18 protein-coding genes and 1 pseudogene are annotated in these 20859 nt (G+C 38.3%); 16 read left to right on the top strand and 3 right to left on the bottom strand.

The window, feature by feature from the left end:
- The first annotated feature begins 37 nt into the window (after window positions 1–37).
- Together CEF16_RS14325 and CEF16_RS14320 are read left to right on the top strand one after the other, a co-directional pair.
- Window positions 38–1006, top strand: coding sequence for a sugar phosphate isomerase/epimerase family protein (locus CEF16_RS14325; protein ID WP_091587043.1), 969 nt, complete (start codon window positions 38–40; stop codon window positions 1004–1006).
- A 116-nt stretch (window positions 1007–1122) separates the two neighbouring features.
- Window positions 1123–1815, top strand: coding sequence for a YesL family protein (locus CEF16_RS14320; protein WP_091587042.1), 693 nt, complete (start codon window positions 1123–1125; stop codon window positions 1813–1815).
- A 637-nt stretch (window positions 1816–2452) separates the two neighbouring features.
- Here the strand turns inward: CEF16_RS14320 and CEF16_RS14310 are convergent.
- Window positions 2453–3439 (bottom strand): LacI family DNA-binding transcriptional regulator, encoded by a 987-nt coding sequence (locus CEF16_RS14310; protein WP_091587040.1) that lies wholly within the window; start codon window positions 3437–3439, stop codon window positions 2453–2455.
- Between the two features lie 83 nt (window positions 3440–3522).
- Between CEF16_RS14310 and CEF16_RS14305 the strand changes: the two genes are divergently transcribed.
- From CEF16_RS14305 to CEF16_RS14295, 3 genes are all read left to right on the top strand, one after another.
- A complete protein-coding gene (locus tag CEF16_RS14305) occupies window positions 3523–4368 on the top strand; it encodes an HAD-IIB family hydrolase (RefSeq protein WP_091587039.1) in 846 nt (281 codons plus the stop codon).
- Window positions 4369–4786: 418 nt separating this feature from the next.
- The gene (locus CEF16_RS14300) at window positions 4787–5317 is read left to right on the top strand and encodes a 5' nucleotidase, NT5C type (RefSeq protein ID WP_211295861.1); all 531 of its coding nucleotides are present in this window, start codon (window positions 4787–4789) and stop codon (window positions 5315–5317) included.
- A 240-nt stretch (window positions 5318–5557) separates the two neighbouring features.
- The gene (locus CEF16_RS14295) at window positions 5558–5743 is read left to right on the top strand and encodes a DUF4083 domain-containing protein (RefSeq protein ID WP_091587037.1); all 186 of its coding nucleotides are present in this window, start codon (window positions 5558–5560) and stop codon (window positions 5741–5743) included.
- A gap of 911 nt (window positions 5744–6654) precedes the next feature.
- Here the strand turns inward: CEF16_RS14295 and CEF16_RS14285 are convergent.
- Both CEF16_RS14285 and CEF16_RS14280 read right to left on the bottom strand, forming a co-directional pair.
- Window positions 6655–7362 carry an N-acetylmannosamine-6-phosphate 2-epimerase gene (locus tag CEF16_RS14285; protein ID WP_091587035.1) on the bottom strand — a complete coding sequence of 236 codons (708 nt, stop codon included), beginning with the start codon at window positions 7360–7362 and terminating at the stop codon, window positions 6655–6657.
- Window positions 7363–8907, bottom strand: coding sequence for a PTS transporter subunit EIIC (locus CEF16_RS14280; protein ID WP_091587034.1), 1545 nt, complete (start codon window positions 8905–8907; stop codon window positions 7363–7365).
- A 178-nt stretch (window positions 8908–9085) separates the two neighbouring features.
- On the opposite strand from CEF16_RS14280, the pseudogene CEF16_RS23825 reads away from it, so the two are divergent.
- The 11 genes and pseudogenes from CEF16_RS23825 to CEF16_RS14230 form a co-directional block, all read left to right on the top strand.
- A pseudogene (locus tag CEF16_RS23825) lies at window positions 9086–9208 on the top strand (DUF2188 domain-containing protein); the annotation flags it as partial.
- Between the two features lie 330 nt (window positions 9209–9538).
- Complete coding sequence (locus tag CEF16_RS14275; protein WP_091587033.1) at window positions 9539–10285, top strand: SDR family NAD(P)-dependent oxidoreductase; 747 nt, start codon at window positions 9539–9541, stop codon at window positions 10283–10285.
- A 27-nt stretch (window positions 10286–10312) separates the two neighbouring features.
- A complete protein-coding gene (locus CEF16_RS14270; protein ID WP_091587032.1) occupies window positions 10313–11398 on the top strand; it encodes a sialidase family protein in 1086 nt (361 codons plus the stop codon).
- Window positions 11399–11448: 50 nt separating this feature from the next.
- Window positions 11449–12465, top strand: coding sequence for a TRAP transporter substrate-binding protein (locus CEF16_RS14265; RefSeq protein WP_091587031.1), 1017 nt, complete (start codon window positions 11449–11451; stop codon window positions 12463–12465).
- A gap of 222 nt (window positions 12466–12687) precedes the next feature.
- Window positions 12688–13197, top strand: a complete 510-nt coding sequence (locus CEF16_RS14260; RefSeq protein WP_091587030.1) for a TRAP transporter small permease — start codon at window positions 12688–12690, stop codon at window positions 13195–13197.
- The gene (locus CEF16_RS14255) at window positions 13194–14498 is read left to right on the top strand and encodes a TRAP transporter large permease (RefSeq protein ID WP_091587029.1); all 1305 of its coding nucleotides are present in this window, start codon (window positions 13194–13196) and stop codon (window positions 14496–14498) included. Before CEF16_RS14260 ends, CEF16_RS14255 begins: the two co-directional genes overlap by 4 nt.
- Before the next feature lie 130 nt (window positions 14499–14628).
- On the top strand, window positions 14629–15522 hold the full coding sequence (gene dapA / locus CEF16_RS14250; RefSeq protein WP_091587028.1) for a 4-hydroxy-tetrahydrodipicolinate synthase: 894 nt from the start codon (window positions 14629–14631) through the stop codon (window positions 15520–15522).
- Between the two features lie 23 nt (window positions 15523–15545).
- Entirely contained in the window at window positions 15546–16697 is a 1152-nt protein-coding gene (locus tag CEF16_RS14245; RefSeq protein ID WP_091587027.1) for an iron-containing alcohol dehydrogenase, read from the top strand.
- 45 nt (window positions 16698–16742) lie between these two features.
- The gene (locus tag CEF16_RS14240; RefSeq protein ID WP_091587026.1) at window positions 16743–18017 is read left to right on the top strand and encodes a four-carbon acid sugar kinase family protein; all 1275 of its coding nucleotides are present in this window, start codon (window positions 16743–16745) and stop codon (window positions 18015–18017) included.
- Complete coding sequence (gene pdxA / locus CEF16_RS14235; protein ID WP_091587025.1) at window positions 18017–19027, top strand: 4-hydroxythreonine-4-phosphate dehydrogenase PdxA; 1011 nt, start codon at window positions 18017–18019, stop codon at window positions 19025–19027. Before CEF16_RS14240 ends, pdxA begins: the two co-directional genes overlap by 1 nt.
- Window positions 19028–19114: 87 nt before the next feature.
- Window positions 19115–20830 carry a sigma-54-dependent transcriptional regulator gene (locus CEF16_RS14230; RefSeq protein WP_091587024.1) on the top strand — a complete coding sequence of 572 codons (1716 nt, stop codon included), beginning with the start codon at window positions 19115–19117 and terminating at the stop codon, window positions 20828–20830.
- Window positions 20831–20859 lie beyond the last annotated feature (29 nt).

Below are 20859 nucleotides of genomic sequence, written 5' to 3'. Positions count from 1 at the left end.
CCAGACACGTTTAACTTAAGGGAGTGGAGGCGATAAAGTGAAATTAGGGGTTTTTACTGTGTTATTCTCTAGTAAGAAATTTGAAGACATGCTTGATCATGTAAAAGCTTCCGGTTTGCAATCGGTTGAAATAGGGACCGGAGGTTATCCAGGGGATACTCATTGTCCTATTGATGAATTGCTGGAGAGTACGGAAAAGCGAAAAGAGTATATTGAAAAAGTTCATTCCCGTGGTTTGAAGATTAGTGCATTTAGTTGTCATGGAAATCCACTTTCCCCCAATAAAAGCTTTGCTGAAGATTCACACGATACGTTTGTTAAAACAGTAAAGCTTGCAGAGTTGTTAGAGGTACCGATTGTAAATACGTTCTCTGGAACACCGGGAGATCAAGAGGAGGCAAAGTATCCGAACTGGCCTGTGACCCCGTGGCCAAATGAATACAAAGATATTTTACATTGGCAATGGGAGGAAAAGCTGATTCCTTATTGGAAAGAACAAGGACAATTTGCGAAAGACCATGGTGTAAAAATAGGACTTGAGCTTCATGCAGGTTTTCTTGTTCATACGCCTTATACAATGCTGAAACTTAGAGAAGCTACGAATAATGCTATTGGAGCAAACCTTGATCCGAGTCACTTATGGTGGCAGGGAATTGACCCAGTAGCAGCTATTAAAATTCTAGGAAAGGAAGATGCCATTCATCATTTCCATGCAAAAGACACGTACATTGATCAGGATAATGTAAACATGTATGGATTGACGGATATGCAGCCGTATTCTGACGTTCAAACACGTGCCTGGAGTTTCCGTTCTGTAGGGTATGGTCACAGCATTCAAGAATGGTCCAACATGGTTAGTGCACTTAGAACATACGGTTATGATCATGTTATAAGCATTGAGCATGAAGATCCAATCATGTCGATTGATGAAGGATTTAATCGCGCTGTTAAAAATTTAAAAAGCGTAAATATTGAAGAGGCTCCTGCAGAAATGTGGTGGGCGTAAGAATTTGTATAGGAATATAAAGCTTCCCCCTTTAAGCAGCTGTATGAAAGCATAGCAATTACTTAAAGGGGGATTCTCTTGTATACTATGGTAAGAATTTAAAGGGAGGGAAAAGAATGAGAGGAGGTTTATTGGGAGGGTTATATCAAGTAAGTGAATGGGTTTCGAGATTTGCGGTTATCAATTTGCTTTGGCTTATCTTTAATCTTCCTATAGTTTTCGTTATTATCAGTATGTTGTTTGCAGAACATACAGGAGAAGTATTTATTTTAACTATTCCTCTTATCGTTTTATCACCGTTTTTGTTTTTCCCGGCTACTGCCGCTATGTTTGCTTCTGTCAGAGATTGGGTGATAAAAAAAGATTATATCTCCCTTATGAAGTCATTCTGGAACTACTATAAAGAAAATTATAAAAGAAGTTTGCTCGGAGGTTTTATCTTAACTGGACTGTGGATCACTTGGGCCGTTGAATACTATTATCTTAGTGAAGTAAGTGTCCCTTTAATGTTTACGTTTATGATTATGGGGATGGTTTTATTTGTTTATTCTATTAACTTTTTTTCCATGATGGCCCACTATCACTTAAAATTGCGTACGTTATTGAAAAAAACTTTCATTATTACTATTGGAAGTCCTGTTTTATTTTTAACCGTTCTTCTAGGAAGCAGCCTCATTATATACGTCAGTGTAAATGGTCCTCTGTTCTTCATTCCGTTTTTCACAGGGTCACTGGCTGCCTTCATATCCTTTTCAGCATTTTATAGACTGTATTTAAAATTAGCAGAAAAGCAAGTTCTTCAAAAGTGAACCCCACCCGCAAATAAGATGTATTCCCCGTTTGCTGTAGTTACACATAAAAGGGTGCCCTTAAGGGAACTTTTTGGGACACCCTTTTTACAAATTAAAATCCAAGCGAATGACCGTAATGATATAAATCTGGAATCGTTACCGGCAGTTTTCCTCTGGATTGACCTCTCCGCTAAAGCCAGCATTATTAAACGCCAAAATAGCATGAAACGAGCTAGTATATATTCCATAGAACCATCCATACTCCGGAACCCAGCGGATAGACAAAATGATAGTCGCCATAATTTCCATGGCAAACGCAAAAATTCAAAGGAGTTTAACCGAACCATTCTTCTAAAGAACTTTGATTAAAAGATTTCTGGACCAAAAGTCTTTCTTTTCATCCCACTTTCTTTCCCAATGGAGAGAACTTGTTGGTTGGGGCAGAAGAGATACAGATTGCCCGACGTTGTTTGAACGCTGTAATTTTCGGGCTGGTGTAAAAGGCATATTCAGCAATCGGGCTGCAATTCTGTAGTAAAGGATTGCGCTCTTTCTTTGTGAAAGGGCCAGATTCTTGAATAAGAGAAGGTAAAATATTGATTATATTTTTATAGCGGTATGAGTTGTTCTTCCGAGTATAAAGTAATGTAGCACATTAACTAGAATTTCTATTAATAATTTCTCCGTTGTATACCTTTTTGATAGGAGATTTTTTTATACCATTAATCTTATTTACAATGTGATTTACTAGGTCATTAGACATATCCTGAATATGATTGCAGATAGTGGAAATTTGTGGATTAGTAACTAGTGATATCGGATGATTGTCAAAACCTATAATTGATAGTTGTTTAGGTATTTCGATATGATTTTTAACAGCCGAACTTATTAATCCAGCGGCAACGAAGTCACTTCCAGCGATAATACCTTCTATTTCTAAACGATCCTTAAATATTCTTTCACCTAATATGATTCCATCTTCTATATTTGATATCTTATTAAAAACAAAGTCTTTGGTGTGATGTAATCCCTTTTTAGTGTGAGCTAAAATAAAACCCTTTAATCTTGCTTGTTGTAAAGGGGAAGTAATATTGTCCGAACAGAAGGCTAATTTTGAAAGTCCTTTATTTAACAGATATGATGTTGCTTTCATGGTTACCTCTTCCTCATCTAAACAAAAAACGTCAAAATAGTCACCAGAGTAATCCTCATTACAGGCAACGATTATATTATTTTCTGTATATCTAGCAATTGCCTCCTCTGGTAATGAAAAGGAAGCTAAAATAATGGCATCAAATTCATTTCTTTGAAGTTGAGTGTATACATCTCTTTCTGTATATTTGTTTGAAAAAGTTTGATGTATTACTGTTTTAAATCCTTTTTTATAACAAGCAGCGGATATGTATCTAACGAGTTGACTGAAATAAGGGTGGTCTAAATTAGGGATGAGAATAGCTATACACTTTGTTTGCTTTTGACGAAATTGTTTGGCAAGAGAATTTGGAACATAATTATACTCTTGCATGACTTTTAGTACTTTGTTTCTTGTTTCAGTTGATACATAGGGATGATTAGAAACCACTCGTGATACTGTTGATTTAGAAACACCACTTAGTCGCGCAATATCATATATTGTTACCATTTTTTCACCTCATAAAAAAATATTGACATGGGATCAATCCCAGAAATTATATTATAAAAAATTAGATTAATGGGGTGGTTTATATGAATTTTAAGCTTAATAAATCTTTTTTAAATGCTAATGAGGCAAAGTATATAATCTTTTTTGATTTTGATGAAACATATTTTCCTCATGATTGTACTGATGAATTGTTGAAAAATTTAAATGAACTGGAAGAGTATCTTCATCTTCTTGTTCAAAAACAATTCTTAAAAATCGGTTGGGTAACTGGTAGTGATTTAAATCAAATTGCTCACAAAATGGAACGGGCCAATATTTCTTATAGTCCCCATTTTATAGCAAGTAACTTAGGTACTGAAGTATATAACGTAAGTGAAAAAGGAGATTTGCTACCTAATAAGGAATGGGAAAATAGACTAAAGAAAGTTAATTTCTCAAGCGACACTGTAAAAGAACTTGAAAGTGAACTGTACAATGTCTATAACATAGAGCTTGTAGAGCAGACTCAGTTAGGACAAAAAGGTTATAAGTGGAACTACTATTATTTTGAAAAGTCCAAGACGAAAAGCCAATATGATTTAAAGATCATTAGTCATGTAGCTAAATTAAACGGTCTAGGAATAAACATAAATCGATGCAATCCAAAAGCAGGAGACCCTAAAGGCGCATTTGATGTTGACTTTATCCCTTTAAATACTGGAAAAAAAGAAATAGTAAAGTTTATGATCAAATATTATCAAGTTCCTTTAGCTAATACGATTGCTTTTGGAGATAGTGGAAATGATGTAGAAATGTTAAAAACAGTTCAATATGGTTATTTGTTAGGAAACGCTACGGAAGAAGCAAAGGGTTTACATGATAATGTAACAATTTCGCATTATTCTCTCGGAATACTAGAAGTTCTTAAAAAATTGTTCCCTAATCCTTAGTTTTGAAACGCTTAAGGTACCCTATTTAACCAAATATTGGTACCTGAAAACGGGTGCGTTGGATGGTCAATTGAATGGGAGGTAGAGTTGTGAGTAAGTCCTTTTTGATTCCGTTAATAGCTTCATTTGAAACTATGATTTTACTTAATTCCCTTTATTATTGAGCCATTTTTGGTATCTTCTATGTGGATATTAAAGTGGAACATATGGAAATTTCAAAAAATTTATATTGCTTAAACGCAATCGTGTATTCTTCAACAAAAGGGCCGTTTTGTGGAATAACACTTAATAAGAAAATTAGATATTTTTGTTAAAATATATAGAGAAGATTGTGAAAAAACATACTTAAGCATACGGGGCAGGTTTGTGTAATAAGAAAATCTTGTATAATAAAATAAACTTGTACATATTAGGGGGATTGGTTATGAAGAGAATTGCAATAGATATGGATGAAGTAATTGCTGATTTTATTCCCAAACATTTAGCACTTTTCAATCGAGACTACAACGAAAATATTACAGTTGAAGACTTAAAAGGAAAAAAACTAAGAGAGTTACGCCCTCAGTTGAAAGAAGAAATTATGAATTACTTAACCGAACCTACTTACTTTAGGGATTTAGCAGTAATGAAGGATAGTCAAGAAGTAATAAAGGAATTAAGCGAACACTATGAAATTTTCATTACTACGGCTGCAATGGAGTTTCCAACATCATTTACAGCAAAGTATGAATGGTTAAAGGAACATTTTAGCTTCTTGAATGATATGAACTTTGTCTTTTGTGGTGATAAGAGTATTATTAATGCAGACTATCTTATTGACGATAATGTAAGACATTTTAAACGATTTTCTGGTCAAGGAATCTTGTTTACATCTCCACATAATATTAATGAAACAGGCTATGTTAGAGTCAACAACTGGCAAAAGGTAAGGAATTATTTTCTCAAATAAACGAAAAGTTCTTCTTTAACAAACGTGTGCGTTACTTGAAGAAAAATAAGCTAGTTGTATCTGTTTCTCTATTTTTGTTATTCCATTATAGGGCGCGATCCTAGAGCAGGGACTGCGCTCTTTCTTTTGTGTAAAGGACCATGACTTTTAATTTAATCTAATGGTTTTGAGCTTGAGCGTTTATGTTAAAATAAGGAAAAGTTGAATACATAACAAAGCGAGGTTATTTGGGGGTTTTTTATGTCTTTGTTTTATGGTGATCTTATATTTTCAGTTGTCATTTTAATGCTAATCATTTTATTTGCTGTTTCTTTTACACTGTTTGTTAGAAGGTTGATAATCAATTTAAATAGAAAATACCGTAGCTCTAATAAAGTTGAGGAGAAGCTTGATAGGATAATAGAACTTTTGGAAAAAGATAAATGATTATACACCAATACAAATGCGAAAACACAGAGATTAGTATTTATTAAGCAAACGGGGGTACTTATTTAATAAGTCGTCCTCTTTGTATTTCTAAAATATGGAAAAAGCCATTGTACCTATTTAGGAGTTTTGAAATAATGAATGTTAAGCAATAGGGTAGCAAAGTAAAATAGGGTGATGAAAATGAAGGTCTTAATCGATTACTCTTTATTTTTTTTGATATTGATGGTTATTTTATTTTTCCTTAATCTTATTGTTAATGAATTTTTTAGTAAGCGCAAGGAAGCCAGTAATTCCATACTTATCAAAACAATGATTCAGGGTGTTGTAATTAGCGCAATTAGTTTGCCGATAATGTTGGCTCAATAAAGAATTAAAAAGGTTTCCATAAACGGGCGCAATTCAGGAGTAAGAAATGCGCTCTCTCTTTGTATATAGGGCCAAATTGTTTATTAAAGGAAGGAATTATTAGAAAGTGAAAGGAAGCTCTTAGTTATTCGATTAACGTAGAACAATAACAATTGTACAAAACTAAAATTTGGATTTAAAATATGGGTATCAATGGAAAATTATTAGGGGGGATCCTATGGATGAAAGGAAAAAAGCTTTAATTATGGTTGACGTACAAACAATCAAGTAAATATGGAACGTTTATGGAAAGAAGAAACAATAAAAAATATTTAATAGTCAGGCTCATGTGTGCGTTTTAAGGCCTTTTGGGTGTCGTTTTTACATGCCCCAACACTGTTTTTGGGTTAGATTGAAAGGGACTGACCCTAAAAGTCGGTTTTGACCGGCTTATAGGACAGCCCTTGTACGTGTTAATTATATTACTAGTGAAGATTACGCCAATTCATTAGTGAGTTAATAGGTTCTTCTGGATTTGCTCTCCCATTACTGAACCCGTTCGTCTAGGACCCGGCCTCTGTTTTTACAATTTGGTCATAAAACGTTTTTGTAATAAGCTGCGGGCGTGTAATGGCACTTCCGACCACTACACAATGTGCCCCGTTTTCTAAAGCATCGCCCGCCAATTCAGGTGTAGAGATTTTCCCTTCTGCTACGACTGGAATAGAAACGGCGTCAGTGATAGCTCTTAATAATTCAAAATCGTTGTCTGCAAGGGATTGTCCTTCGGTTTCTTTCGTATAACCGATTAACGTGGTGGAGACACAATCAAAACCTAGTTTTTCTGCATCGATTGCTTCTTCAAGAGAAGAAACATCGGCCATTAGAGCAATTGATGAATATTTTTCACGAATGAATGCTATTTGCGTTTCTATTTTTTCGTCTTTTGGTCTTTTTCTATTTGTTGCATCTACTGCAATCATCTCTGCACCAGATTCAGCAATTTCAACTATTTCTTCTAAAGTAGGAGTGATAAATACATCACTATCAGGATACACCTTTTTTCGAATGCCGATAACAGGTAAATTTGTTTGTTTTTTAATTTCATTAATATCGGACGCCGAATTTGCACGGATGCCGGCTGCTCCACCTGCCTTTGCTGCCAAAGCCATTCTTCCCATAATAAAGGAAGAGTGGAGGGGCTCATCTTCTAGAGCCTGGCATGATACGATTAGTTGATTTTTCCATTGCTGTAATACTGGATGTGTCATTTAATTCATCTCTCCTAATATTTCTTCTACTTCATTTTTAATACTAGTTACCTCAGGTCCATAAATAACCTGTACTCCGTTGCCGCTAGTAAGGACTCCTTTAGCTCCTGTATTTTTTAAAGCGTCTTTTGAAACGTTTTCAACAGAATGCACACTTACACGTAATCTTGTTGCGCAGGAATCAAGATCTTTCACATTATTTTTGCCGCCTAGTCCAGATATGATAGCTTCTGCACGGTCTGTTCCTTTCATCGTATGATCCGTGCTATCTTCTGCTTCACGTCCTGGCGTCTTTAGATCAAATTTCCCGATAGCAAATCGGAAGGTGAAATAATAAAGGAAGAACCATGGAATTCCAATGACAGGAACCATCATCCAATTTGTTTTGTCATTTCCTTGCAGGACCCCGAATAACAGAAAGTCAATAAATCCTCCTGAAAAGGTCTGTCCAATCGTAATTTCAAACATATGAGCGAGCATAAAAGCTAAGCCGTCATAAAAAGCATGAATGACGTACAATAGCGGAGCTAAAAACAAGAAAGAAAATTCTATAGGTTCTGTAATTCCTGTTAAAAAAGAAGTTAAACCAGCAGAAAATAAGAGCCCAAATACTTTTTTCTTATTCTCAGGCTTTGCCATATGGTACATAGCCAAACAAGCTCCAATTAAGCCAAACATCATGGTAATATGGCGGCCGGACATAAAGCGTGCCGTACCGATAAAGAATTGTTCGACATTACCTTCGCTAAGTTGAGCGAAGAAAATTCGCTGCGTCCCTTCTACGATAGAGCCCGCTATTTCCATGGACCCTCCAAGACTGGTGGTCCAAAATGGAATATAAAAAATATGGTGCAGGCCAAAAGGACCTAAGAGCCGCAGGACAAACCCATACACTAAGGTTCCAATATAACCAGTGGCTTCTATAATCCCGCCTAATGAAAAAATAAAAGATTGAATAGGAGGCCAAACGTAATACAGAGCTAAACCTAGTAAAATCGAAAAGAATGCAGTAACAATTGGAATAAACCGAGAACCTCCGAAAAATCCGAGAAAACGTGGTAATTCAATTTTGTTAAATCTGTTATGGAGGAAATACGTCATCAGTCCAACAACCACTCCCCCAAATACACCGGTTTCAAGAGACTGAATACCAAGAAGCATTCCTTGCCCCACTTCAGCCATATTTTCTTCCTCTGCAATATTACCTGTAATGTTTAAAATGGCATTAATGGTGGCGTTCATAACAAGATAACCAAGCATTGCAGCAAGACCGGCTGTTCCTTTATCAGCACGAGCCAAACCAATCGCAACCCCCACCGCGAAAATGACAGCCAAGTTAGCAAATACAATACTTCCAGCAGAACTCATCGTAATAAAGATCGCTTGAAGCCAATCTTGATCAAGGAAGGGATATGCTTCTATTGTAGCGCTGTTACTAAAAGCCCCGCCGATACCAAGAAGCAGACCCGCAGCTGGCAGCACGGCTATAGGAAGCATAAATGATTTACCAAATCGCTGTGCTTTTTCAAAGAAAGCTGTTTTCATTGCACTCACCCCTTGGGAAAATAGTTTTCATTTTAATTGTATATATGAAAATGGTTTTTATCAATAGTTTTTCGAAAATTCGTATGAATGAAGGATAATATTGGAAAAAAGTATGCGGAAACTGGTTATATCAAATATAGGAATTGAAATGCATCTAGCCCAAGGAAGTTAGAACAGTATGTCTTGGACCATGAATGATTATCCGTCCTCCCTGAAAAATCTTGACAAAGCAGTTCGGAAAAAAGCGATTGATATTGCAAATGCCATGGTGGGTGAAGGCTATGATGAAGGGCGGACTATCCTAGCGGAGGAGCAATCGGCCTAAACGGGGGGCAAATGGTGGTTAACACTTATATCATTATTTACAGGTAATTGGAATTTCGGTTGCGCTTGCGGCAACTATGCATTTCTTATGCCGTATTTACATTACCGAAAGAATAAATGACGGACCTCTGGTAGCTAGCATGTGCACCCGGGTCTTTTTTTAAGTAATTTATTGTTGCAAAATTAAACTATTTTCTGAATGTTATTGCAAATTAAATCATTGTATAATAAGATTCCAAATAAGATAGTTAAACATTTAAGAGTTACTAGAAATTGTAAGCGTTTCAATAAAGGGGGTTAAGAGATAATGTCATTAGATAATAAGGTAGCAATCGTAACTGGTGCTAGTAGGGGTGTGGGAAGAGCAACAGCATTAGCTTTAGCTGAGAATGGATCTGCTGTAGTTATAAACGGTACTAATATCCAAATATTAGAGGAGCTTGCTGAAGAAATAGAAACAATGGGTTCTGAGTCTATGATACAGGCAGGTGATGTGACTGTACCACAGACTGCGAAAGAAGTTGTGGAGTCAACCATAAATCGTTTTAATAAAATTGATATCTTAGTAAACAATGCAGGGATTAATAGGAGAAGCTCTACTTTAGACATGACTCTAGAGGAATGGGATGAAGTGTTGAATGTTAACTTAAATGCAAACCTTTATTTTAGCAAAGCAGTTCTCCCCCATATGATCAATCAAAACGCTGGGAAAATTATTAATGTTAGTTCGACTGCAGGAAAAGCAGTTCATAGAAACGCTGCACCTTCTTATGGTACAGCAAAAGCGGGAGTTAATTATTTAACGATGCATTTAGCCATGGAGGGTGCTCCGCATAATATTTTAGTTAACGGTGTATGTCCAGGACCGATAGAAACCGATATGAGTAAGCAATGGTCTGAAGAATACCATGAACAAATTTTGCAAAAAATTCCTTTAAAAAGACTGGGAAAGCCTGAAGATGTAGCAAATACTATTTTGTTTTTGGCTTCGGAAAAATCTGATTTTATAACCGGAGAGACTATTAACATCAACGGTGGTTCCTTCATGAATTAATTCTATTTTTTATAGAAAGGATGGATAATGATGACAGATATTGACGAGTTAGGTACAAATATACCAAGCTTGTTCCCACATAATCATGCTTCGAACATTATTTTACTACGAAATGGTGATAGACTTTGTGTTTGGTTTGGAGGATCGAGAGAGGGCAGAGCCGATATTTCTATACTCCTCTCAAGATTGAATAAAGGGTCGGATGAGTGGAGCACACCAACTGTTGTGTCAAATGACTCTGAACGATCAGAACAAAATCCTATTTTATTTGAAAATCCAAATGGGGAATTATGGTTGATTTATACAGCCCAAGACGCGGTCCACCAAGACTCCGCCGTTGTACGCTGCAGAATCTCAAATGATAATGGATATACTTGGAGCAACGTGAAAACATTATTCGATAAATCAGGCTCATTTGTTAGGAACCCTCCAGTTGTATTAGAAAACGGGGACATCATTTTACCTGCTTACTATAGCTTGAAATCTGAAGATGGGTTTTTAGGAAACGACTTCAGTGTTGTTAAAATATCCTCCGACAATGGAAAGACGTGGACAGAACACGAGGTTGAAAAAAGCAAAGGCTTAGTTCATATGAGTATTGTGAGATTAGCAGATGACAACTTGGTTGCTTTCTTTAGAAGTAGAAAAGCAGATTATATCTATCGAAGCACATCGTCTGATTATGGAAAGACCTGGACTACCCCTGAAAAAACAGAGCTCCCTAATAATAATGCTTCGATTCAAGGATTACGTTTAAACAACGATAGTATAGCAGTCATTTTTAATAATATCAATGCAGAAATGAAGCCGCCGGTAGAAAATAGGCCCCCTTGGTTTGATAAAAGTGACATGGATGCAGTTGGTGTAAAGGAAAAAGAGAATCCTAGTGCTATCTGGGGTGTGCAGCGTTCTCCTTTAGCTATTGCTGTTTCAGAAGATGAAGGGCTTACTTGGCCATATATAAAAAATATTGTCACAGATGTAGAAGGAAACCCTGAATTTTCCTATCCGTCTATTGAGAAGATTGAAGATAACAAAATAGATATTACATTTACGAATAGGCGAGATTGTATTAGATACCTTTCTTTACAAAAGGATTGGCTAAAAAGTTAATGAAAAATGTAACCGGTTTATAAAAAATTTCTTTAAGGAGGATTTAAATTATGAAGACACTAATTAGTACGTTACTTTTTGGCATGACCGCGGCATCACTGATAGGTTGTGGTAGTGGTGATGCAGGCGGTGAGGCTTCTGAAGAAGCAGAGGGAGAGACAGTTGAATTAGTAGCAGCTACTATTAACCCCAGTGACTCTCTTTTGGCAAGATCATTAACTGCGTTTGCTGATGAGGTAGAAAACCAGAGCGATGGAGCCATCGAATTTACTGTCCACACGGGTGGACAAGCAGGTGATGCATCAAGTTTATATCAATCTGTCATAACTGGAGATATTGATGTCATTTATTCTGATCCCGATTGGTTTGCTGAACACAATCCAGAATTTAATGTGCTAGGAACCAATTATCTGTTTGAGGATCAAGAACATTTTGAATCTGTTGTGAATGAAAGTGATAAATTATCTTATTTTGAAGATTTATTAGTTGAAGATCCTGGTTTGAAAACAGTTATGTATGCCGGTGGATTAGAGAGAAATATTATTAGTACATTTCCAATTGAATCTATAGAGGATCTTGAAGGTCAAGATATGCGCAGCGGTGGTTCGAGTACGGAAATGGAATGGTGGAAAAACTTAGGGGCAAATCCTAGTACCATTGATTTCAGCGAAGTATATACGGCAATTCAAACTGGTGTAGTAGATGGATCTCAAAACAGTTTAGATGCAATGATTGAACAACGGTTTGGTGAAGTAGCAGATTACGTGGCAAGAACCCAGCATGAACTCACTTTAGGATTTGTAGTGATGAATAATGAAAGATATGAGTCCCTTGATTCCGAATTGCAAGAAGCCATTCAAACTGCTTCCGAAGAAGTACAGGCAGAGTATATAAGTAAGGCTTTTGAGCAGGCAGAAGAAGATATGGAAACATTAGAAAGCGAATTTGGAGTAGAATTTACAGAGCCAGACCGCGAGGAATTCATTGAAAGGTCCAGGGTACAGATGGAAGAAATTGCTGAGGAACAAGGAATTGAAGAGGAAGTAGAAGACATTTTCGTGAAGTAACTAAAAAGCTGGGGCTGTCTCAAAGGGTGGTTTAGGCTATGGTGGTCATCTAGCAACTGGAATATACGAGACTCCAACTATCGCTAGCTAAAACTCGTCCCGTCCTGTGGCCAACGCCGAGGCCAGCACGTCTTGTGCAAGTGCGAGTATATTCCAGTAACGTTTGCCGAGAACTGACTTATAGGACAGCTCCAATGACTATAGTAGAAGAGAAGGGGTATTATGATATTCAGTAAAGTGAACAGAGGTATCAAAAATATCGTAGAATCATTCAATGCATTTACTCTGGTCTTACTCGCTGTTACTTTATTCGTCAGTGTTGTTGCTCGATATGTCTTTTCAGCTTCTATTCCTGAGACAGAAGTGATAAGAAAGTTTTGTATTGCGTGGTTGGTGTTCATGGGGTCTGCCATAGCAGTCAAAGAAAAACACCATCTTGAAATTGATATTTTCACAGAATACCTTTCAGCGAGATTAGTTAGAATAAAAAACATTATTGTTTATGTTCTTATGTTAACTGCCATACTCATTTTGGTTTTCGTTGGGGTTGCAGCATTTAATGCAGGAATAAATAGAACAGAAATGGTATCGATTCGATTTTTATCAGATCCCCCTTCCTTAGCATATTACTACACTGCTGTTCTTGTAGGTTCCATTTTTATGCTTTATTTTCACATAGTAAATGCTAGGAAGTTGCTAGAGCTGCCATCTAATGAGGTGAACAAAAAATGATTCTACTACTAATTGTCAGTATATTTTTCTTCTGTTTATTGATAGGTGTGCCCGTTGTTTTTAGTTTAATCGTTGCTTCAGCCATTCCTATATTGTTTGAGCCAATGGTCAGTTTGACTCAAATGAGTTCGATTATGTTGGAATCTCTTGGAAGTTTCACCTTATTAGCGATTCCATTATTTATCTTCTGCGGCCGGTTGATGAACCTAACTGGCGTCACAGAAGATTTAATTTACATTTCAAAGGCACTGGTTGGAAAAGCGAAAGGAAGTTTAGCGCATATAAACATTGTCACAAGCATATTTTTTGCAGCTATCTCAGGATCTTCTGTAGCAGACGTGGCATCTTTGGGAAGGGTATTAATACCTGCAATGATTAAAGCTGGTTACAGCCGAGAATTTGCTGCAACGGTGACTGCAGCTTCTTCAACAATAGGGTCTATCATCCCGCCTAGTATTTTATTAATTGTGTATGGTGCTTTGGCTAAAACATCGGTCGCGGGACTGTTTATTGGAGGAATTTTGCCAGGTATATTAATAGGTTTAATGCAGATGGGTTATGCTTATTTTTATGCTTCCAAAAATAATGTCGGCACAGTAAATAGTGAGGATCTTGGATTAGACAGCAATAAAGAACTTTCAAAAATTGTAGCGATTAAAAAAGTCATATTTCCTTTAAGTCTATTTTTGATAGTTATTGTAGGGATAATGAGTGGCGTATTTACTGCAACTGAAGCAGCTAGTATTGCTGTAGTGTATGTAGTCTTTATTGCGTTTTTTGTTAAAAAAGAAAGAAGATTTGGCCAATACATGGATGTCTCTAAACAAGCAGCTATGGATGCGGCGACTATTTATATATTAATTGCTGCGGCAGCGTTTTTGTCGTGGGTATTGACTTACTATAAAGCGATGGATCCAATCATTCAATTTTTAATAAATAGTGATGTAAGCCCGGCTGGCTTTTTGATTTTACTAACGCTTTTGTACGTGGTTTTAGGTACGTTTATGGAGCCCACGTCCGCTATGCTTATTTTTGTTCCACTATTACTTCCAGTAATGAATGCTTTAGAAATTGACCCAATTGTAGCTGGGATCGTAACCGTAATGGCTATTCGTCTTGGTACAGTAACGCCGCCATATGGTTTGTCTAGTCTATTGGCTTCTAAAGTAGCAGGGACAAATGTGATGAAAATGCTTAATCATATTTTAATATTTGTAGGTGTGTATCTTGGTTCTATTCTTATTATTATCTTTTTCCAAGATATTGTTACATTCTTGCCTAACCTGTTTATGGATGAATAAAGAGAGAATTTTTTTTGGTCACCTCAGTTGCAATATTAAACAATATTCCATATAAAGTTGCAATTAAAAACACTGTACATCAAAATAAAAAGAGAACTTATAATTTGTAAATAATTAGGAGGAGACGGGTATGAAGGAAGTCCATTTAGACGGTGTGATTACGGCGCTTTTAACGGCGTTTGATGAAAACGGGGACGTGAGTGAAAACAAATTGCGCCAGCTCTCAAGGCACGTGTTAGATGCTGGTGTGAATGGATTATTTGTACTGGGGACAAATGGTGAATTTCATGTATTAAATGAAGAAGAGAAAAAGCTTGTTGCAAAAGCTTCGATTGAAGAAGCAAACGGCGAAGTTCCAGTGATTGTAGGGACAGGCGGAAACAGCACGCGGGAAGTTATCGAGCGTTCGAAAACAATGGAAAGCTTGGGGGCGGATTGTTTATCGGTGATCACTCCTTATTTTGACCCGCCGTCTCAAGAAGAGTTATACGACTATTACCGGGACGTAGCAGAAGGCGTTACCATACCAACCATGATTTACAATATGCCATCGCGCACCAATGTTTCTGTGGATCCGGAAACGGTTGCTAGATTATCAAAGATTCCTAACATCATTGGCATTAAAGACAGCAGCGGTGATATTAACCTTATTAAACAATACATCGAACAGACAGAAAACTTTGCCGTATTATCAGGCGCAGATTCATTGATTCTCGACACATTAAAAGCTGGCGGAAATGGCGGTGTGGCTGCTACATCCAATATGGTTCCGGAATTGGTTGTTTCGATTTACGACAACTGGAAAAATGGCAAGGTCGAAGAGGCAGAAAAATGCCAGGAAGCCCTTTTACCGATCCGAACGTTGTCAAAGCGTGCCACTACACCTGCAGTGTTTAAAGAAGCGGTTTGCCAATTAGGCATTGATATCGGGGCGCCGCGAAAACCAGTCCACCGCGTGTCCGGTGACATTCAAGAAGAGCTTCGGGAAGTTTTAAAACAATACGAGCCATACATTACGACGTAAAATTTGGAAAGGAGAAGATAAGGATGACGAACTTTTATCAATTTCGCAGTGCCGACCGGATTTTTACTGGGGTTAGAGCCCTAAAAACGATTAAAGATAATATTCATCAGCTTCCGGGAGATATCAAGAATGTGTTGATTATTGCCCAGCCTTCTATGTTGAAGTTCGGCTATGTTGATACCCTGCAAGAAGCGTTATCAAGTGCTGGCGTTACATCTACGGTTCGTTCGGATGTTACGCCAGAACCTACCATTCATTATGTGGAAGAGGCAGTGGAAGAAATCAACCAAGACCAATATGACGCGATGATTGGCATTGGCGGAGGCAGTGTATTAGATGTAACGAAGTTTTTTGCTGTATGCCACACAAATGAGCAGTCCGTTCGGGACATGATGGGCATTGAACAAATACAAAAGCCGGGTGTTCCAATGGTTCTGATCCCATCGACTTCAGGAACGGGATCAGAAGTGACACCGAATTCTATTTTAACGCTGCCAGCAGAAGAATTGAAAGTTGGGGTTGTAAGCCAGTACTTTCTTCCGCAGCAAGTGTATTTAGATGCATCCTTGACGCTGGAGCTTCCTAAGTCTATTACAGCAGCAACAGGAATGGATGCATTTACTCATTCTTTAGAATCGTATATTTCAAATAAAGCCAATCCTCTTAGTGACATGTTTGCGATGGAGAGCATGAAATTAATCAGTGATAACATTTTGGAAGCTTACCACAACGGCAAGAATGAAACGGCGAGAGAAAATATGCTGCTAGGTTCTATGCTTGGCGGAATGGCTTTAAGTGCAGCTGGAACGGCAGCAGTTCATGCGATGGCATATCTGATTGGCGGTTCGTTTGGTGTTACACATGGGGTAGCTAATTCTATGCTGCTGCCGCACGTGATGGAATTTAACTATGATTCTGTTGAAGAACGTTTGGAAACAATTGCACAGGAAACGTCATTATCGAAAAGCGGCAATGCCAGTGATGTGCTCGAAAGCATTCGGTCGTTAACAGCTGAGCTGGAAATCCCGCAGGACTTAAGCGCTTACGGTGTAAAAGAAGAAGATGTTCCAGACCTTGCCGTAGCAGCATCCAACGTGAAGCGGTTAATGGATAATAACCCTAAGCAAATGAGTGTCGAAGAGATTGAAATGATCTATCGTCGTTTGCTCCTCTAAATTGAGAGAGAAATTGAAATATATGGATAGGGGGAGGGTGAACGAATGGATTTATGTATAATAGCTGACGATTTAACAGGAGCAAATGATTCAGGGGTGCAGTTACTGGATGTTGGGTATAATCCGACCGTCCTAGTAGATGGAGATTTAAAAGGCCTTCATAAACATGAAGTGGTTGTTGTAGATACAGATTCAAGGGCAGATGCCTCGATGGCTTCATACCATAAAGTAAAGCAAGTCATGAACACGGTACAGCAGTATCTCCCCGACGTTGTCTATAAAAAAATAGATTCTACCATGCGGGGAAACATCGGCGCAGAGCTCGACGCTATTTACGATACATGCTCACCTGATTTCATTGTTATCAACCCAGCCTATCCTTCTGCTGGACGTTTTGTAAAAAACGGGGAACTGTACGTAAAAGATAAACCATTAGATAGAAGCCATATTAAAAATTATCCTGGTCCTCCTTTTGACACCGCTTCGATCAAAACGATCATTAATAGGCAGTCTGCCCACGATTTATGGCACGGCTCGCCTGATTGGACGGATAAGCAGTGGAAGGACGCTTTAAAAAAAAACGATGGCGAAAACAAACGCTATATAACCTTTGATGCAAAGAAAGATGAAGATATCGAGAGAGTTGTTCAAGTTTTAACCAATTCTTCATACCGATTTTCCTGGGCAGGGTCGGCAGGATTAATGCCGTCTGTGGCGAAAGCTTGCTTATCCCAAGAAAAAAATGAGACGGATAAAACGAAAATGGAAGCAGGAAGGTTTCTGTTTACGATTGGAAGCATTAATCAAGTGACGAGATTGCAGTTAGAGCAGTTGAAAAAGGCTGACAACATGTGCCATATTGCCGTGCATCCGACCTCGCTGTTATTTGATTACACAGAGACATGGAATGACGTGAAACGGCAATTCGAAAAAGGAGCAAATGGAAAGCATGTAGTGCTATATACATTGTATGACGAAGATACTTGGGAGTCTTTACAGCATGCGTTGAAAAAGCGAAACATGGAAATAAAAGATGCTTCCAGAGAAATTGCAAATGCACTCGGAAACTTAGTGAAGCAATTACGTTCTACCGCTGCATTTAAATGGTACTTTTTATCAGGCGGCGATATTGCAAAAGCCGTCTGCAGGCAAAATAAATGGGATCAATTAAAACTGATTGACGAATTAGAAAATGGAATCCCCATCGGTCAAGCCCAAGAGGATGACCCTGTATTTGTCATCACAAAAGCAGGCGGTTTTGGGGGAAAAGACGTATTTTTACATGCTTTGGAAAAATCGGAGAGGGGGGTATTATATTGATGCGCACAAAACCAATTATCGGTATAACTATGGGCGACGTGGCCGGAGTAGGGCCGGAGATCATAGTAAAAGCGCTTTTAGAAAACAATCTGTACGAAAAAGTACGGCCGCTGATTATTGGAGACGCGTTTTATTTACAACAAGTCCTCGAGATTGTAAATATAGACGCATCTATAAACAAAGTCGAAGCGGTAGAAGAAGCTCAGTTTGAAACGGGTACCCTAAATTGTTTACAGGTCGGGAATATGTCCCAGGACATTCCAAAAGGACAAGTGAGTGCAGAAGCTGGGAAGCATGCGTATTTGTTTGTAGAAAAAGCGGTTAATCTTGCCAAGGATCAGCATATCAACGCTATTTGTACAGCTCCTTTAAATAAGGAAGCAATGCAAAAAGGCGGTTACAAATATCCGGGGCATACAGAAATTTTAGCTTCTTTAACGAATACAGACAACTATTCAATGATGTTATCCGCTCCTAACCTGAAAGTGATTCATTTAACAACACACGTAGGGTTAAAAGATGCGATAGAAAGTATTACGCCGGAACGGACGTATGAGGTCGTTAAGCTTGCGCACGAGACGTTAAAAGCATCTGGAAACGAAGATCCTTCGATTGCTGTATGCGGCATTAATCCTCACGCAGGAGAAAACGGACTGTTTGGATATGGGGAAGAAGAAAACCAAATGGTTCCTGGTATTGAAAAAGCGCAAGGCGAAGGAATCAATGTCGTAGGGCCTAGCCCGGCAGATACTCTATTTTTCCGAGCAGCCCGCGGCGACTATGACATCGTTGTAGCCGCTTACCACGACCAAGGCCACGGCCCCGTGAAAGTGCTAGGGCTTGAAGCTGGAATCAATATTACAGTAGGCCTTAATGGTGGAGTCATTCGCACGTCGGTAGATCACGGAACGGCTTTTGACATCGCAGGCAAAAACATTGCCGATCATCAAAGTCTGGTAGCTGCTATATATAATGCAGCAGAACTGGCACCAAAACAATCGATAACCTGAAAATGGAAAAGGAAGAGGGTGATTCCTTTTCCTTCTAATTATTCGTTATAATGACCACAATATGAATGAATAGTAGGGGAGAATGGAATGAAAATAGGAATAATCGCTCCTTATGAAGGGATGGCTCAAAGGGCAAAGTCTCTAGAAGTGAATAATAACCATCTTACCATTCGCGTGGAAACTGGGGATTTACGAGAAGCACTAACGCCTTTAGCTGAAATGGAGAAAGAAGGCTTCCAAACGATTATTAGTCGTGGGGGTACCGCTCAGCTTATCCGGGAACATACGACATTGCCGGTCATTGAAATCGGTGTGTCTGGCTATGATATTTTAAGACTGATTATGATGGCCAGACAATGGGGTGAGAGCGTGGAGCTTATAGGTTTCCCTAACGTTTGCAGCGGCTTTCAAGAAATGATGGATATATTAAATATTCATATTCCTTACACGACCATATATAGTTCAGAAGAAGTGCTGCCAGTCGTTCAAGATGCCAAAACACGCGGCGTGTCGACAGTAATAGGAGACACAATCACCGTTCGGCAAGCAGAAAGGCTGGGCATGACTGGTATTTTAATTAATTCAGGGATAGAAGCCATTGAGGAAGCGGTGGAACAGGCTAAAACATCCGCAAACTTAATGCATAGGCAGCAGCAAATACTTCAAGGTTTTCAGCACCTGCTGCATAACGTCAAAGAACCCCTGGTATTATTTAACGAAGAAGGGGAAATTACGTTTGAAAACCATGCCGGCACTCATTTTCTGCAAGACTATCTGCTGACAGCCGAAATAGATAAGTGGCCGAAAAAATTACGAGACGTCTGGGTGAAGCTTATGAAAGAAGGCCAAATCCATGAGTGGGTCGTATTTGCTAATAAAAGATGGGAAGCCCAAGGCGAGCAATTGCACCAAAACGGGGAGAAGTTATTTTATATAAAGCTCGAAGAAGAGCGGCGTTTCTCTATCAATCGGACAGATTTGGCGGTCCTGCCATTAGAAACGACGATAACCTCTTTTCAGCATATTCTTCTGCCAGAGGGCATGGACGTTCCTGAAGTGATCGATACAGTGAAACAGTTTCGATCTCTCGCCATTGTTGGGGAAAAAGGCACGGGCAAAAGAACCATTGCTTCTGCGATTCATTCCGAGCTCTATGATTTCTCCGCCTCTAAAAAAGAAATAACCATACGAGAATCCATTAGTGAAGATAGTTTGTTACTGATTCAAGAAACCATAAAAGTAAACAATGGCGTCCTTTATATAAAAGGGTGGGAATACGTTGAGCCAGCACAAATACAACACTGGCTTGCATTAGCTGCTGAAAGCCGGGCTGTATTGGTTTTCGCGGCAGAAGACCGTCATGTAGTGGATACCGTATTTCAAAACGAACAAGTATTAACCATTCCAGCACTGCGCGAGAGATTTGAACATATAAAAACATTTACCTTACCCTATATTGCCCAATACAATGCAGTGTTTGGAAAACAAATTATAGGCCTGAATGATGAGGCATACAAAGCATTGAAGGAAAAAGACTGGGAAAATAATTTAAATGATTTACGTCTTATTATAAAAAACGCTATCAAACAATCTGACGGTCCGTATATAACACGCACGGATTTGAAGACAAATGAATCAGAAAATGAGTATGCCACCATGGACATTCCAGCGAACAAAACACTAGCTGAACTAGAACATGATATTATTGAACACGTCATGAAAGAGGAAGACTATAACCAAACCAAAGTAGCAGAGCGTCTTGGAATCAACCGCTCTACTTTATGGAGAAAGCTTAAAAATTGACCCTGAAAAGACCTTAGTCGCATCTAGTA

This window comes from Alteribacillus bidgolensis (genome assembly GCF_002886255.1).
In the GTDB taxonomy this organism is placed as follows: Bacteria; Bacillota; Bacilli; order Bacillales; family Marinococcaceae; genus Alteribacillus; species Alteribacillus bidgolensis.
This window is presented reverse-complemented; position numbering and strand designations above follow the sequence as displayed.

Excerpts from the sequence above, each read along its gene's own strand:
- CEF16_RS14275 (WP_091587033.1), top strand. The coding sequence starts at position 9,539 with ATGTCATTAGATAATAAGGTAGCAATCGTAACTGGTGCTAGTAGGGGT.
- CEF16_RS14255 (WP_091587029.1), top strand. The coding sequence starts at position 13,194 with ATGATTCTACTACTAATTGTCAGTATATTTTTCTTCTGTTTATTGATA.
- CEF16_RS14245 (WP_091587027.1), top strand. The coding sequence starts at position 15,546 with ATGACGAACTTTTATCAATTTCGCAGTGCCGACCGGATTTTTACTGGG.
- CEF16_RS14295 (WP_091587037.1), top strand. The coding sequence starts at position 5,558 with ATGTCTTTGTTTTATGGTGATCTTATATTTTCAGTTGTCATTTTAATG.
- CEF16_RS14285 (WP_091587035.1), bottom strand. The coding sequence starts at position 7,362 with ATGACACATCCAGTATTACAGCAATGGAAAAATCAACTAATCGTATCA.
- CEF16_RS14270 (WP_091587032.1), top strand. The coding sequence starts at position 10,313 with ATGATGACAGATATTGACGAGTTAGGTACAAATATACCAAGCTTGTTC.
- CEF16_RS14280 (WP_091587034.1), bottom strand. The coding sequence starts at position 8,907 with ATGAAAACAGCTTTCTTTGAAAAAGCACAGCGATTTGGTAAATCATTT.
- CEF16_RS14240 (WP_091587026.1), top strand. The coding sequence starts at position 16,743 with ATGGATTTATGTATAATAGCTGACGATTTAACAGGAGCAAATGATTCA.
- CEF16_RS14265 (WP_091587031.1), top strand. The coding sequence starts at position 11,449 with ATGAAGACACTAATTAGTACGTTACTTTTTGGCATGACCGCGGCATCA.
- CEF16_RS14320 (WP_091587042.1), top strand. The coding sequence starts at position 1,123 with ATGAGAGGAGGTTTATTGGGAGGGTTATATCAAGTAAGTGAATGGGTT.
- CEF16_RS14230 (WP_091587024.1), top strand. The coding sequence starts at position 19,115 with ATGAAAATAGGAATAATCGCTCCTTATGAAGGGATGGCTCAAAGGGCA.
- CEF16_RS14310 (WP_091587040.1), bottom strand. The coding sequence starts at position 3,439 with ATGGTAACAATATATGATATTGCGCGACTAAGTGGTGTTTCTAAATCA.
- pdxA (WP_091587025.1), top strand. The coding sequence starts at position 18,017 with ATGCGCACAAAACCAATTATCGGTATAACTATGGGCGACGTGGCCGGA.
- CEF16_RS14305 (WP_091587039.1), top strand. The coding sequence starts at position 3,523 with ATGAATTTTAAGCTTAATAAATCTTTTTTAAATGCTAATGAGGCAAAG.
- dapA (WP_091587028.1), top strand. The coding sequence starts at position 14,629 with ATGAAGGAAGTCCATTTAGACGGTGTGATTACGGCGCTTTTAACGGCG.
- CEF16_RS14260 (WP_091587030.1), top strand. The coding sequence starts at position 12,688 with ATGATATTCAGTAAAGTGAACAGAGGTATCAAAAATATCGTAGAATCA.